Consider the following 14,189-nt stretch of genomic DNA (forward strand, 5'->3'; position numbering starts at 1 on the left):
TGGGGACCGTTTCAAAAGCAAGCGCAACACAGGTAGAGGTGCTGCATCCTAGCCAGCTGCACTCGGTTTACGAGGCAGCCCCGAAAAAAGACCCGGCACAGCGTTTAGAAAAGCCATGCCGGGATGAAGGACAAGCGGCGCGCTTATCGGGATGTGATCGTCTCTGTCGTAATTGCTTCAAGGCTCTTGTGTCGGGTTTCAACACCGGCAACAGCGATCGCAATGATCTGGATGACCAGCAAGACAGAGACCATCGCAACGACAGCCATAAGACCCCAGCCATTGAGCAGGAACAGGATCGCATAAGGAACACCAATGCTTGCAAAACGTCCCGCCATTACGGCAACAGCGGTAGCACGCATACGAACCTGTGTCGGGAACAGTTCCGGCAGATAACCAGCTTGAACGACGGACACGAGATAATAGATGATCGTGAACATCACGAAGCCTAAAGCCGTTGCCGCAACCTGTGACGTCACCATTGCAAATAGTGGCCCCACGACGGCAGCCAGGAGCGAACCACCAATGATTGCCGGACGACGACCGATACGGTCAGTCAACATGAAAGCGAGGAGAGCACCGCAAGGTCCGCCAAGCGTCATAAATGCTGACTGAAGCAGAGACGCATTCAACGAGATACCTTGCTGGGTCAGAATAGTTGGTACCCAAGCAACAAAACCATAGATCGAGACGCTCTGTACGATCATCGCAATACCAGCAACGATAAGCGATGTTCTGAAGCGTGGATCGAAAGTCTTGTAGTCAGCCGCGATATTCTGCGTCGTGGTGCGATCAATCGTCAGAGGTGGCAGCTTGGAAACGTCTGTCCCTTTTTCAATTTCAGCAACGACAGCCGCCGCTTCTTCAAATCGTCCTTTGCTTGCCAGCCAGCGCGGAGATTCAGGAATGTTCTTTCGAGCGATAAGAACGGTAATCGCACCAATACCAACGATGATAAACATCATCTGCCAGCCCATGGTCGGGATGACAAGCCATGCGGTCAGTGTCGCAAAGAACAGTCCTGCCTGCGCGATGCACGACAGAAGTGCAGCCCAGCGCCCGCGATAAGCAGGTGGGACAAACTCACTGATGATACCGTAGCCGATGATATTTTCTGCACCCATACCAATTGCACTAATAAAGCGCGCGACGATCAGAAACTCCATGCTCGGCGCAAAGGCACAGGCTATTGCTGCAAAGCCGAAAATGGCAAGATTGAACTGGTAGGTAAACTTGCGTCCATAACGGTCGCCCAAAATACCTGCCAACAAAGAGCCGATCAGCATCCCTACAGCGGTTGCTGAAAGGAATGTCGCATTCTGTGTCAGTGTCGACCAACCCGCTTGCTTGAGTGTCGCCAGCACCGAGTTTGCGAGATAAATATCGAAGGAATCGAAGAACATCCCTGCCCCAACTAGGAGCAGGAATTTTTTATGAAAGCCAAGAATAGGCAGCCTGTCCAGACGTGCGGCTAGGCTTGCCGCAGAATGTGTAGTTGTCATGTTCACCTCTTTTATTGTTATTTTTAGTGCGTTCAATGCTCTGCGTAGACGCCGGTATATTGTCCCGCAGCGATACCCTTCAGAATTTCTTCTTCTTTAGCCGACTGCTCCTGCGACGCTTTCAAAAGCTCCTGAGCAATTTCCTGAGGGAAAGCCACAATGCCATCAGCATCGCCGATAACGATGTCGCCCGGATTGACTGTCATACCGCCAATGCTGACGGGAACATTGATTTCACCCGGGCCATTCTTATAAGGCCCAAGATGAATAGCAGCCCTCGCAAATACCGGAAAATCTGACTTTGCAAGCTCTGCTGCGTCGCGAATAGCACCGTCCAGCACAAAGCCAGCCGCTCCGCGCATTGCAGCGACCGAAGACATAATTTCGCCAATCAGAGCGCGGCTTGTATCGCCACCGCCGTCCACCACGATCACATCGCCCGGACGGATCATTTCCAGCGCTTCATGAATCGCTCGATTGTCACCCGCGCGGGTGCGAACTGTAAGAGCTGTCCCCGCCATTACCGAACCATTGTGATAAGGCCGAATGCCAACTGCACCCGAAAGGCGCTCAAGATTATCACTAATATTGGCAACGGGTATTTTTGCGAAGGCCGCAATCAACTCAGAACTGGCTTGCACAGCACTCTGCAAACGACGATTTCCTGTCATATGTAATCTCCGGAAATGGCCCGGCAGCAAAAGCTGCTACCGGTTTAAGATAATATTTTTCTGATGTAGGCCTTGGTCAGCGGAGTGCCGCGCAAGCTTGCGCAATGCGCTCACAGCCCTGCTCGATTGTTTCGATGGCAGTCGCAAAAGACAGACGCAGATAGGGTGAAAGACCATATGACGTGCCGTCCATCACAGCGACATTGGCTGCTTCAAGAAAATACATGCTCACATCAAGATCGGTTTTCAGCACTCGGCCATCTGGTGTGGCCTTACCCAGCAATCCCTCAACCGATGGGTAAACATAAAAAGCACCTTCCGGCTTCGCACAGCGAATACCCGGAATCTGAGCGAGCAATTCACACATCCGGTCACGGCGCAGCTTATAGATAGCGCACATATCTTTAACTGTGCTCTTAGCGCCGTTCAGCGCTGCGGCAGAAGCGGCCTGACTAATGGAGCTTGCACAGGTTGTGCTCTGGCCGAGCAATTTTCCTATGGCTGCGATCAGGGGCTTGGGTCCCGCTGCATAGCCAACGCGCCAGCCAGTCATAGCATATGCTTTCGACATGCCATTGATGAGCAGGCAGCGTGCTCTGAATTCCGGATTAACCTGCACTGGGGTGAAATGGGTCACCCCATCATAAACGATGTGCTCATAAATGTCGTCCGTCATGATGGCCACATGCGGATGACGATCAAGAACTGCCAGCAATGCGCGCAGTTCTCCGGCGCTGTAGACTGCACCAGTCGGGTTGCTCGGGGAATTCAGAATAAGCCACTTGGTTTTTGGCGTAATGGCCGCCTCAAGCGCTGATGGCGACAACTTGAAACCGTTTTCTTCCTCGCAGACAACAATGACCGGCGTGCCATCATTAACGGCAACAATATCCGGGTAAGAAACCCAGTATGGTGCAGGAACGATCACTTCATCGCCCTTGTTCAGAGTCGCAGCAAACGCTTCGAAAATCAGCTGCTTTGCACCAACACCAACAATAATTTCTGAGGCATCATAGGCTATATTATGATCACGCTTCAGCTTCCCTGCAATGGCGGCGCGCAGTGCATCCGTGCCCTGCGTTGCAGTATAATGCGTATCACCCGCTTTGAGTGCGTCGATTGCAGCATCGATAATATGTGGTGGCGTTGCAAAATCCGGCTCACCGATAGTGAAATCAATGATTTTGAAACCCTGGCTTTCCAGCTCGCGCACTTTAGCTTTGGCCGCAATACTGGCAGATGGTTTCAGATCAAGAACGCGTTTAGAAAGCTCAATTGACATCAGTTGTTCCAGGTTGGGAATCGGGATCAGGTTGCTGCCCGACAAACTGAACATAAAGTGATGCTTTATTTTCATTCTGAAAAACGATAAATAATAATAAAATTTCATCTCTTTTAGGAATGTGGGAAATGACCACCGGTGTAACTGTAAAACAAATGGAAGCGCTTTACTGGATCACCAATCTGGGTACGTTTGAAAAAGCTGCTTTGCGGCTTAATACCTCGCAATCAGCTATTTCTAAACGCGTACAAGAGCTTGAGGCGCTGACAGGCATAACAGTTTTCGACCGCTCCCAACGGGGGGCACGGTTGACAGAGCAGGGCGAGTATCTATTTGCCATCGCAGAGGCAATGCTGCAGCTAACAGATCGCATACAGGCACTGCACGATACAGCACAACAACCACTGTACCGCCTTCGTATCGGTGTAACGGAGCTGACGGCCATCACATGGCTGCCGCGTTTCGTCACAGAACTCCGGGCAATTTTTCCATCCGTTTTGCTTGAACCGGAGGTGGATATGAGCCGTACATTATTTGAAAAACTCTGCGACGGCTCAATGGATTTTATCGTAATCCCTGAGACATTTGCTGATCCGGACGTTATTGCGATTCCTTTGGCAAAGGTGGAAAATGCATGGATGGCCAAACCGGGACTGGTCAGTTTTGTTGAAAATGTGCCCCTGTCAGAATTGACCAAATATCCCATACTATCTCAGGGTGGACGATCGGGTTCCGGACTTTACCTCAAAAAATGGTTTCGCAATGAAGGCGTCATTTTTCCTAAACTGCTATCGAGCGACAGCATGACCGCTCTTCTCGGTTTCTCGATCGCCGGCCTCGGACTGAGCTATGTTCCCCGTGATTGCTTCCAGCCTCTGGTGGATGAGGGTAAATTGGAGATCATTCCGACATCGCCATCGCTGCCCCCCGTCCCCTATTCGGCGATGTATCGAAGCGATCGTCCGGCAGCAATTGTTTCGACCATTGCCAAACTCGCAGCAGAAATTTGCGACTTCTCACGTCAGTATCAGAACTAAAAAATTCATTCCAAAAAGCGATGATAAATTATAAATATTTATCGCTTTTATTCTCTTTGCCCGCACATCATCTTTTTATAGCTCGATAGAGGCGGCATGCCGGGGACTCGATGACACATTGTCAATGAGAAGTCCCGGGACATATCCCTTGTCGTCACGTCGGGCGTTATGGAGGCGCCGGCTAATCGCATTGTCCGGCAAGATGGGTGAATCGGAAAAACAATCATATGAATCTGGAGCGCGTTAAGGATTTGCTGGATCTTATGTCCAGTTCGTCCGTTAAAGAACTGGTGCTAATCGATAGCTATGGAGAAATCCGTCTCAGGCGCGACGCAAAAGACGCAGCACTCGCCACTGCGAAATCCCCGCCGGCCTTCTCACAAGCAGAGACGCAGCATACCAGCGTAATCAATGCTCCTCTGCCTGGTATTCTTTATCTAGCACCATCCCCTGATGCAGCCCCCTATGCCATCGTCGGTAGCGCTGTTAAAAAAGGCGATACCGTTGCCCTGATTGAGGCCATGAAAACGATGGTTCCTGTTGCAGCCACTCAAGACGGGATTGTTGCTGCAATTTTTGCCAAAAATGAAACTTCTGTCGATTCAGCGCAAAAGCTTTTCGGTATAACGACCGCAGTGGAGTAACAAGCATGATCAGCAAGGTGCTTATTGCCAATCGCGGGGAAATTGCCGTCCGTATTCAACGTGCCTGCACAGAAATGCAGATTCCTTATGTTCAGGCCTATTCCGAAGGAGATGCAGGTGCCCCTTATGTACAACGTGCAGAAGAGGCAATTTGTATTGGCCCGGCTTCACCGCGTGAAAGCTATCTTAATAAATCAGCCATTGTTTTTGCTGCACTGAGTTGCGGTGCCGATGCCATTCATCCGGGATATGGTTTTCTTTCGGAGAACTTCGGCTTTGTTGAAGCCGTGGAAAACTGCGGCTTAACTTTCGTCGGTCCATCCGCTTCAGCAATTTATCTGATGGGGGACAAAGTCAGAGCACGAACGACAATGGCTGTGGCGGGCGTGCCATGCCTTCCCGGTTCAGAGGGGGCACTCAGCAGCTCGATCTCCGAACAGCAAAATCTGGCACGAAAAATAGGTTATCCTGTTATCATCAAAGCATCGGGCGGCGGCGGCGGTCGCGGGATGCGTGTTGTTCATAATGAAGCAGAGCTTTCTGATGCCATCGCCATTACGCGTGAAGAAGCACGAAACGCGTTTGGTAACCCGGAAGTTTATCTCGAAAAATTTCTGACCAATCCACGCCACGTCGAGATTCAGGTTCTTATTGATAGTCATGGAAATGGTGTGTGGCTAGGTGAGCGCGATTGCTCAATGCAAAGACGACATCAGAAAATCGTCGAAGAGGCGCCCGCCCCACATATCAGTCGTGACCTGATAAGTCAGGTTGCAGAACAGTGTCTGGAAGCCTGCCGTCAGATCAATTACCGTGGTGCAGGTACTTTCGAATTCCTCTACGAAGATGGTGCGCTTTATTTCATTGAAATGAATACGCGTTTACAGGTTGAACATACGGTAACAGAAGCAATTACCGGAGTTGATATTGTTCAGGCTCAATTACGCATTGCCCGGGGTGAGAAGCTGGGTTTCTCACAGCAGGATGTAATCCTTAAAGGACACGCTCTGGAATGCCGCATCAACGCTGAGGATCCGCAAAGCTTCTTACCTTCACCAGGTACAATCAGCGAATGGATTGTGCCATCAAGCGAACATGTCCGTATCGATAGCCATATCGAAGAGGGCTATGAAATACCGCGCCATTACGATTCTATGATCGGAAAAATAATCGTCTGGGGTGAGAACCGCCAAGAAGCGATCGAGCGCATGCAAAACGCGCTCAGAATGACCCGGCTTAAAGGGGTGCAAACAAACATCCCTCTGCACCAGATCATTCTGCAAAATCCTGATTTCTGCGCCGGCGGAACAAATATTCACTTCCTCGAAAGACGAATTATTGGTGCGGGAGGCACCGCAGCATGACCGACGTCGCATCACTTCTTATCTCTGACATGGGAGAACGGGCGGTTTTGTGCCAATTGCCTCCGACCGCCTTATCGTTGCAGACGCAGGAACGTTTCTGGGCACTGAGTGAGGAGTTGGAGACATATGAAGGGGTTGGAGAAACAATCCCCGGCATGAACAACCTGCTGATTGGGTATGATGCAAATATTCTCTCTCGCGATGCGCTAGTAACTCATATTACCCGCTTATGGAGCAATGCTAACGGCCGTCCACGCGCCGGAAAGCTCATAGAGATACCAGTACGATATGGTGGCACTTACGGCGAAGACCTTCCGACTCTTGCACAAAGCAAAGGCCTCAGTACGGAAGAATTTGTCCGCCTCCATGTTGGCGGCGATTATATTGTCTATGCACTCGGTAGCCAGCCGGGATTTGGCTACCTCGGAGGATTGGATCCACTGCTCTCAACGCCCCGCCGAGACACGCCGCGCCTGAGTGTAAAAGCTGGCTCGGTGATCATTGGTGGTGATCAGACTGCCGTACAAGCACGCACGTCGCCGTCAGGGTGGCATGTTATCGGCGAAACTGATCTGGAGTTTTTCAATATAGACCATTCCTCCCCTGCGTTGCTTGTGCCCGGAGACCGTGTCCGCTTCATCATTGAGGACATCCTGTCATGATTGAGATTGTGCAACCTGGAATTCTATCGACGATTCAAGATCTTGGTCGATCGTCCTATCGGCAGATCGGTGTCACGGCCAGTGGCGCCATGGACCCACTCGCTTTTCAGGCCGCCAACATTTTGGCTGGCAACACCCGCAATGAAGCCGCAATAGAAATTGCGCTCGGTGGCACTGAAATTCACTTTCCTCATGATACGGTTTTCGCGCTGACCGGAACTAATATCAATGCAACACTTGATGGTTCTCCTGTTCCGAGTTGGTGGGTTCAGCAGGCTTATGCCGGTCAGGTGTTAAAAACCACACCAGCCGGAGAAGGCATGTATGCTTACCTCGCCATTGCCGGTGGATTTGCTATTGAGCCGGTTTTGGGTTCAGTTTCAACCGATCGCAAAGGCGGCTTTGGTGGTATTGGAGGACGTGCCCTCAAGGCAGGCGACCAACTACCCCTCAGATCTGGTGCGCATGACGTTTCAATCGCCCGGGGATTTGGTTTCAACACGCAAAAGTTCGGTCTACTTGAGACTGACAACGTGATCAGAATGCTTCCAGCTGCAGAGTGGGACAACCACGATAGTTCCATGCAGCAAAGCTTTCTAGAAAGTGACTGGCGTATCCAGCCCGACAGCAATCGCATCGGCTACCGCCTCGCAGGGCCAACTATCGAAGCGATTAAAAAAACTGAACTCTTCTCCCACGGTATTTTGCCAGGTGTTATTCAATTGCCACCATCAGGCCAGCCAGTTGTTCAGATGAATGACGCGAATACATGCGGCGGATACCCAAAACTCGGAGTTATTATCGGCGCAGATTTACGCAAACTTGCACAGACGCGGCTGGGGGGCCACGTCCGGTTTGCGCGCACTGATCATGAGACTGCGATTGCCGCCGCCCGTGCCAGCGAACTACGTTTAAACCAGTTGGAAGCGCAGGCGACGCTTGCATGGCAAATGGTCAGGAAAAAAGCTGCATGACACTGTTTACTGGTAATTTTATTCGTGCGGTCAGCGACCATGCAGCCACTGCAGGTATCAGCCACGTCTGCATTTCAGCCGGAGCTTCCAAACTGGAACTATGGCTCGATATTGCCGCGCCACAATCGCCTTCAGATGGAGAGCTTCCGGCAGTTCGTGCGTTCACTCCTGGAATATTTCGAAAGGAAATCACCGGCCGTGCACTGCAGACCGGCATTTTGGTCGGTGAGAACGAGCGGCTGGGTTGGCTTGAGACAGGAGACCTGATTTTCGAAGTTAAAACTCCTAAAGCCGGAATATTCGAACAGTTCAACGCGAGCGACGGAACCATCGTTGGTTACGATGCAATACTTGCCAGCATTCGCGCATAAAAGGAACATCATATGTCTGACAAAGCCATTGACTTAAACTCTGATCTCGGTGAGGGCTTTGGAGCCTATGAAGTGGCTGACGATCAGGCATTACTCAAAATTGTTTCCTCCGCCAATGTCGCCTGTGGTGTTCATGCAGGCGACCCCGTCATAATGGACAAAACAATTGGCGACGCACTCAAGAACAAAGTCGTCATCGGTGCCCATATCGGTTTTCCTGACCGTGAGGGCTTCGGGCGTCGTATGATGAAACTGTCGCTGAAAGAGCTGGAACTAACCACGATCACGCAATTGGGTGCTTTATCCGCGATAGCCCAACATCACGGTGCGAGACTAACGCACGCAAATTTTCATGGCGCACTCGGCAATCTCGCTTTCACCGATAATGACGTGGCAGAAACATTGATCTCCGCTATGAAAGCCTTTGATCCCGCTCTCGTCTTCATCGGACTCCCGAACACCGCTGCGGCCCGTCAGGCTGAATCGCAGAATGTCAGACTCGTAAAATCCTTTCTTGCTGATCGCGGATATTCAGAGGCTGGTGTTCCTGTTGCGCGTGGAGAGGATGGTGCAGTCATTCATGACAACGTAGCTGTCGCCCAGCGTATTTGTGAACTGTTGGCAACAGGCAAAATTGCAACAGTTAATGGCACGCAGATAGATATGTGTGTGGATTCAATCCTCATCCACAGTGACACACCAAACTCCGTTGAACTTGCAGAAAAAATCAAGGAAGCCGTGGATCAATGTGGCTTTTGTGTAAGACCTTACCAGTAGAATTTCGCTTCATTTCAAGCAGACGTTCCAGATTGCCAGTCAAGAATTTTGTCAATCACTGGAAAATGAGTCATCCGCTGAGATCTGCAATGCCATTAACTTGGCGAGTACTCGAAATCGAACCCGTTGGATAACAGCGCAAATATGATTGCATTGCCCTTGGCCTTAACGCACGCGCTGATAACCGATCATCATTCTTCTCGGTTATCTATAAATGTCAATTCTCGGTAGCTGCCATTGCGCGCAGGCACAACTTTTGTTCGATAGAACGCATCGGCTTTCGGCAGACAGATCGGCCCCCTGATAACCCTTATGTTATGCTTATAGTCACTAAGGGGGATGATAATGAGATAGATGAACCGTCGGGTGCGATCAATCAACAAGATGCCGTTGGCATCTTCTGGAACAGGATAACGAGGTGAGACGTCGTAACCACGAAAGTCACCTCTGCCGTGCCGCCATAAAGCTTGCACGGCATTGTCGTATGCTTCGATATGACAGATCTCGTCCCAGTAGACTTCTGGAAACATGTCCGAAAAGGCTTCGACCGCTCCAACATTCGATTGGAGCCTAGCGACGATACGCTCACTGTCCAAAGACGGTTGAGAACTGCATCCGGCGAGTAGAAGCGTTGCAGCCACAACCGGTATTATAATTTTTACTTTGATTGGTAACACCCGTCCCATCCCAAATTCACTTAGTTTGCCCAGCCGCAATATGGCTCCTAAAAGGTGCCAGTTTCAATGAGTGTCAGAGTCTATTGCGTCCGGAATGGGGCCGTGAGCAGACAGGCGGGTTTCAGCAACAACCCGCAGAAGGCTGCCGCTCTGTTGCCAATCTCAACCGCCACACTCGGTAACCCTTTCCGGAAAGAACTATACTTGACCAGATAGTTGGGGATTTAACTTTAGGTTACATTGATACCGCGAACAAATCATGATCATTTATCATTTCCGCCTCGAACCGTCTGGCCCGTATGACTGTATCTCAAACTCAAATTAAACCGCCCGCCAATTGGCAGGATTTTGAGAGCGCTTCGGTCGTGCTCTGGGGAGATATTCTCCAGGACGACGGAATTCATCGGTTTGGTCGCGGTGGACAAGCGCAGTACGGATTGGACCTGATGGGGTACCGCGACGGTGACCCAAATCGCTTGGTCGGCGTTCAATGCAAGTGCATTGATCTCGACAATGAGCTCGATGAGACGACGGTGAGAGAAGAGGTAGGGAAGGCTGTCAATAGTGGCTTCCCGCTCACCGAGTACTTCATAACACACACAGGGAAGAACGACGGTAAGCTCGACCGTCTTGCCACAGAACTAACCGCCGACCTTGCCAAAGATAATCGACGTATTCTCATCCGGGTGTGGGGGTGGGGAACGGTCCGAGAGAGGATTTCGCGCTCCGAAAAAGCAACTCTGGCGTTCGATCCGACGTACAGTCCTTTTGCGGCCTCCATCAAAGTTACAGTTGAAGAAGGCAACCGTACGGTTCTCGAATCGATCGAACAGCTGACAGTCATGGTGTCAGATCGATTTCCGAGCCCTGTCCCTTTCGATCCAACTGCTTCTGGAACAGCTGGTGAGGAACCTCTCGACCGAGAGATCGATCGCTACCGGATCATGATTGAAGACGGTCGTCCCGTGAGTGCCCTGAAACTCCTTGAGGGCTTATGGGGCGATCTGGACGACAACACCTCTGGTCGCATTCGCTTTCGGGTACGTGCCAACATAGGACATTGCCGGATTCAGCTCGGAGATGAGTTGCACGGTGCAGAGGATCTTCTAGCGGCTTCCGAACTCTGGCCAGATAACGAAAAGTCGACGTCGAACAAGATCTTGGCACTGCTGCTTCTGAATAGGTTCTCAGAAGCACGGGAAATGGCGTCTTCAGCATCCAAGTCCTACCCGGCATCCGGCATCATCGCCGCCTACCTCATTCAGTCTTGGCGCGACCCTGGGTTGGATGGTTCGGTCTTGGATCAAGTTCCTGAGGGCCTGCATGAGTCTGAAGAAGTTGTCGTGAACTATGTCGATCATCTACGATTTCACGAACGGATTCCTGAATGGTGGAATGCAGCGAATGCCGCCCTAGCCAAGTTCCCTGACAATCGGCAGATCCAGCTTGCCGCCGCCGACGCGACCGTCGATCAGTCGGTTCGCAAACTGCGGGATTGGATCAAGCTTTCAGACGAGGAAATCGAAGCAGTCCGTGCTGCATCGGATGTCCTTGGGGCGGAATACGAGAAGATAAAGAGGCACGACTGCCCAGGTCGACAGGACCATCGAGCTTACATTGCGAACTACGTCATATCTCTGTGTACGGCGGGTGACTTCGAAGCCGCCGGAATGGTCGTCACAGAAGCGCTGACATTCGCGCCAGACGATCAATCGTTCATCACCTTGGCAGCCCAGGTCGGCTTCGAGATTAACGACAACGAGCTGCAAGATCGCGCGTTCCTCAATCTCAAACGAGAGGGAACTCCGCTGCTGCTCGCCTGCCAGATCGCCGCACGACGGTCAGGTTGGGATTTTCTGCGCGGTGTCACCGCAGATGAGGTGGCGACCCTTCTCGAACACGAGCAGGGTGTCATTTCTGCGCTCATTAGGACGGCAAAGGCAAAGAATGCTGGGCCCGATCAAGCGCGCCAGATCGCTGAATGGCTGGTTGTCGATACAAAAAACGACATTAGGGCTAGCATTGTCGCGGCGGGTCTAGCCAAAGACCTCGGCCTCCAGACTTTGGAAGACCAAGCATTCAGCAACGCGGTCAACGCGATCTCCGAGACGACAGGATATGCTGCGCGCACCATGGTGGCGCACTTCGCGATGAGGAAAGACCTCTACGGGATCGTCATTGGAATCCTGGACAGTCATGTTGACGCCAGACATCATAGTCTGGAACTCGCGATACTGGCCAGTGCCCATGCGCACGCGGTTCCCTCACGAGCCAGTGGAGCCAAGTTCTTCGATTCGCTCTCACAATCATTGCGCGAATCTGCGCGCTATCTGCGCCTTGAAGGGATTTATCACTACCGCAGCGGCAACGTAGACAGAGCCCAAGAAGTCCTACATGCGCTTCTGGATCTGAAACCGAACAGCTGCGACGCAATCCTGCTTCTTGCCCAAGCACAGGGACGGAAGGCGCGCAGCTACACGCCTATTATCGATTTAATGAAGCCGATCGATATCGAAAAGCTGAAAGGCAGACCTCTGGAGAAAGTTCAAGTCGCGCAGATACTTCAGCGGGTGGGACGTATCGATGATGCCATTCGATTGGGCTATGCCGCTCTTCAGGATGGTCGCGAAGACCCAGCAACCAATCTGCATTTCGCCGGGCTTATCTTCATGACTGAACACGCTGAGGTACTCAATCCACCCTCGACGGTTCAAGAAGGTACCTGGGTTGAGATCACCGGGCCCAAAGGGGAAACGAATTCGTTCCTGATCGAAGACGGCCCTGACAGGCCCTCCGCGCGTATCTATGGTCTATCGCATCAATATGCTAAGCAAACACTTTCTTGCGCTATTGGGCATGAATTCACGGTTGACCATCCGTCAGGAAAACAAACCTGGCGCATCACACAGATCAAAAGCTGTTACCTCCATGCTTTCCACGATGTAATCGAGCATTTCAACGATCGCTTCCCTGAGCATCCCGGCTTTTGGAAGATGACGACCCATGGCGACGACATCTCCGAACTGCTCGCCGTTGTCCGCAGGCAGGGCGAGGATCGAGATCGGCAGCTTCGCGCTTACAGTGAAAAATCAATTCCCATGCAGTTGATGGCGGGGCACGGGAACGTCATCCAGTTCATGGAAACGGTACGTGCAACGGGGGGGGAGATCAAGACCTGTCAAGGTACAGCTCTCGAGCGTGACCGAACCCTAAGATGGGTCGATGAACACAAGTCTAGCGGCGCCGTTCTTGACACCCTCACATTCTGGACGGTTGCGGATCTTGAAGCGGTCGATGTCTTGAAAGCTGTCTTCGGAAGAGTTGTGGTGGCCAGGCCAACTTCAGATGACATCTCCGAACTCAAGAACGAGCTGGTCTACGACGGAAACCGCAAGAGCGGTACGACATCCTACTATAAGGGTCAGTTCTCCTACACAGAGAACACGCCTGAAACCGCAAAAGCGGCGAGCGATCTGATCGGGAAGCGGGAGGCTCTTTTCAAGAGCGACGTTGAGGTCGTGCCCGTCTTACTGAGAGACAATCCTAGCTTAGAATTCGAGGAGGTGATTGCGAAGGTTGGCATCGAGGTAATGGCACCCGCGCTCGTTGCTGCGATGGACCAGATGCTCCTTGTTTCGGACGACTTGAGCTTTCGTGTGCTGGCGAGGCACACATGCAAGGTGCCGGTGGCGTGGCTGCAGGCCGTTTTTATGTACGCCTATAAGAGCGGGATCATTGGAGTCAAACGGTATTCAGATATCGTTGCTGGCCTCGCCGCCCGGCGTCACGGCTTTGTCTCCGTCGACCCCGCGATATTGGAGGTTGCGGTTCCTGCTACGGACGCCCGCGTTGGCGAGCAATTCTTTCACTTAGTCGAGTATCTTGGGAGCAAAGATGCCGATATGAAATCGCACCTTAAAGTGACCGTCGCATTCTTGTCATCGATCTGGGACCGATCACCTATAGGGCTCGCCGAGATGTCTGCTACGGGATTGCTTCTGGAGAAGATCACAAGGTTTACAGGCGGTGATACCGAATTGCTGCTGCGCTGGTTCGACGGCGAGGTTGGCGATTTGAGATTTCGAGAGTATCTGCGCCGCTGGGTTCGAGGGCATTTCCTCCCCTTTTTACTCTGATATGCGGCCTGATTGGCTCATTTGGTCTACAGGCATTTTCGCGGGTAACTTCTGCTTTCGGAATTGAGCCGTAAAATCTCTGCGTCCGAACT

General features: G+C 51.8%; 12 protein-coding genes. 8 read left to right on the forward strand and 4 right to left on the reverse strand.

The window, feature by feature from the left end:
* Nucleotides 1-143 precede the first annotated feature (143 nt).
* The 3 genes from QBD01_RS08030 to QBD01_RS08040 all read right to left on the reverse strand — a co-directional run bounded on the left by QBD01_RS08030 (nt 144) and on the right by QBD01_RS08040 (nt 3,563).
* Nucleotides 144-1,538, reverse strand: coding sequence for an MFS transporter (locus tag QBD01_RS08030; protein WP_280992355.1), 1,395 nt, complete (start codon nt 1,536-1,538; stop codon nt 144-146).
* Nucleotides 1,535-2,173, reverse strand: a complete 639-nt coding sequence (locus tag QBD01_RS08035; RefSeq protein WP_280992356.1) for an RraA family protein — start codon at nt 2,171-2,173, stop codon at nt 1,535-1,537. Before QBD01_RS08035 ends, QBD01_RS08030 begins: the two co-directional genes overlap by 4 nt.
* Before the next feature lie 76 nt (nt 2,174-2,249).
* The gene (locus tag QBD01_RS08040) at nt 2,250-3,563 is read right to left on the reverse strand and encodes an aminotransferase class I/II-fold pyridoxal phosphate-dependent enzyme (RefSeq protein WP_392391337.1); all 1,314 of its coding nucleotides are present in this window, start codon (nt 3,561-3,563) and stop codon (nt 2,250-2,252) included.
* A 20-nt stretch (nt 3,564-3,583) separates the two neighbouring features.
* Between QBD01_RS08040 and QBD01_RS08045 the strand changes: the two genes are divergently transcribed.
* The 7 genes from QBD01_RS08045 (at nt 3,584) to QBD01_RS08075 (ending at nt 9,284) form a co-directional block, all read left to right on the forward strand.
* Entirely contained in the window at nt 3,584-4,492 is a 909-nt protein-coding gene (locus QBD01_RS08045) for a LysR family transcriptional regulator (RefSeq protein ID WP_280992357.1), read from the forward strand.
* Between the two features lie 227 nt (nt 4,493-4,719).
* The gene (locus QBD01_RS08050) at nt 4,720-5,136 is read left to right on the forward strand and encodes a biotin/lipoyl-containing protein (RefSeq protein ID WP_280992358.1); all 417 of its coding nucleotides are present in this window, start codon (nt 4,720-4,722) and stop codon (nt 5,134-5,136) included.
* A 5-nt stretch (nt 5,137-5,141) separates the two neighbouring features.
* Nucleotides 5,142-6,500 carry an acetyl-CoA carboxylase biotin carboxylase subunit gene (gene accC, locus QBD01_RS08055; RefSeq protein WP_280992359.1) on the forward strand — a complete coding sequence of 453 codons (1,359 nt, stop codon included), beginning with the start codon at nt 5,142-5,144 and terminating at the stop codon, nt 6,498-6,500.
* Nucleotides 6,497-7,162, forward strand: a complete 666-nt coding sequence (pxpB, locus tag QBD01_RS08060; protein ID WP_280992360.1) for a 5-oxoprolinase subunit PxpB — start codon at nt 6,497-6,499, stop codon at nt 7,160-7,162. The genes accC and pxpB overlap by 4 nt, the downstream gene beginning before the upstream one ends.
* Nucleotides 7,159-8,136 (forward strand): biotin-dependent carboxyltransferase family protein, encoded by a 978-nt coding sequence (locus tag QBD01_RS08065; protein ID WP_280992361.1) that lies wholly within the window; start codon nt 7,159-7,161, stop codon nt 8,134-8,136. Before pxpB ends, QBD01_RS08065 begins: the two co-directional genes overlap by 4 nt.
* The gene (locus tag QBD01_RS08070; RefSeq protein ID WP_280992362.1) at nt 8,106-8,507 is read left to right on the forward strand and encodes a hypothetical protein; all 402 of its coding nucleotides are present in this window, start codon (nt 8,106-8,108) and stop codon (nt 8,505-8,507) included. Before QBD01_RS08065 ends, QBD01_RS08070 begins: the two co-directional genes overlap by 31 nt.
* Before the next feature lie 12 nt (nt 8,508-8,519).
* The gene (locus tag QBD01_RS08075) at nt 8,520-9,284 is read left to right on the forward strand and encodes a 5-oxoprolinase subunit PxpA (RefSeq protein WP_280992363.1); all 765 of its coding nucleotides are present in this window, start codon (nt 8,520-8,522) and stop codon (nt 9,282-9,284) included.
* Nucleotides 9,285-9,475: 191 nt separating this feature from the next.
* Here the strand turns inward: QBD01_RS08075 and QBD01_RS08080 are convergent, their stop codons facing one another.
* Nucleotides 9,476-10,000: a hypothetical protein gene (locus QBD01_RS08080; RefSeq protein WP_280992364.1), complete on the reverse strand. Its 525-nt coding sequence runs from the start codon at nt 9,998-10,000 to the stop codon at nt 9,476-9,478.
* A gap of 260 nt (nt 10,001-10,260) precedes the next feature.
* On the opposite strand from QBD01_RS08080, the gene QBD01_RS08085 reads away from it, so the two are divergent.
* Nucleotides 10,261-14,097 carry a hypothetical protein gene (locus QBD01_RS08085; protein ID WP_280992365.1) on the forward strand — a complete coding sequence of 1,279 codons (3,837 nt, stop codon included), beginning with the start codon at nt 10,261-10,263 and terminating at the stop codon, nt 14,095-14,097.
* Nucleotides 14,098-14,189: the final 92 nt, after the last annotated feature.

The sequence above is a fragment of the Ochrobactrum sp. 19YEA23 genome, from assembly GCF_029909865.1.
Classification (GTDB): Bacteria; Pseudomonadota; Alphaproteobacteria; order Rhizobiales; family Rhizobiaceae; genus Brucella; species Brucella gambitense.

Bases quoted from the DNA above. Each gene is read 5' to 3' on its own strand.
- pxpB (WP_280992360.1), top strand. From the start codon at position 6,497: ATGACCGACGTCGCATCACTTCTTATCTCTGACATGGGAGAACGGGCG.
- QBD01_RS08085 (WP_280992365.1), top strand. From the start codon at position 10,261: ATGACTGTATCTCAAACTCAAATTAAACCGCCCGCCAATTGGCAGGAT.
- QBD01_RS08070 (WP_280992362.1), top strand. From the start codon at position 8,106: ATGGCAAATGGTCAGGAAAAAAGCTGCATGACACTGTTTACTGGTAAT.
- QBD01_RS08045 (WP_280992357.1), top strand. From the start codon at position 3,584: ATGACCACCGGTGTAACTGTAAAACAAATGGAAGCGCTTTACTGGATC.
- QBD01_RS08035 (WP_280992356.1), bottom strand. From the start codon at position 2,173: ATGACAGGAAATCGTCGTTTGCAGAGTGCTGTGCAAGCCAGTTCTGAG.
- QBD01_RS08065 (WP_280992361.1), top strand. From the start codon at position 7,159: ATGATTGAGATTGTGCAACCTGGAATTCTATCGACGATTCAAGATCTT.
- QBD01_RS08075 (WP_280992363.1), top strand. From the start codon at position 8,520: ATGTCTGACAAAGCCATTGACTTAAACTCTGATCTCGGTGAGGGCTTT.
- accC (WP_280992359.1), top strand. From the start codon at position 5,142: ATGATCAGCAAGGTGCTTATTGCCAATCGCGGGGAAATTGCCGTCCGT.
- QBD01_RS08050 (WP_280992358.1), top strand. From the start codon at position 4,720: ATGAATCTGGAGCGCGTTAAGGATTTGCTGGATCTTATGTCCAGTTCG.
- QBD01_RS08040 (WP_392391337.1), bottom strand. From the start codon at position 3,563: ATGAAATTTTATTATTATTTATCGTTTTTCAGAATGAAAATAAAGCAT.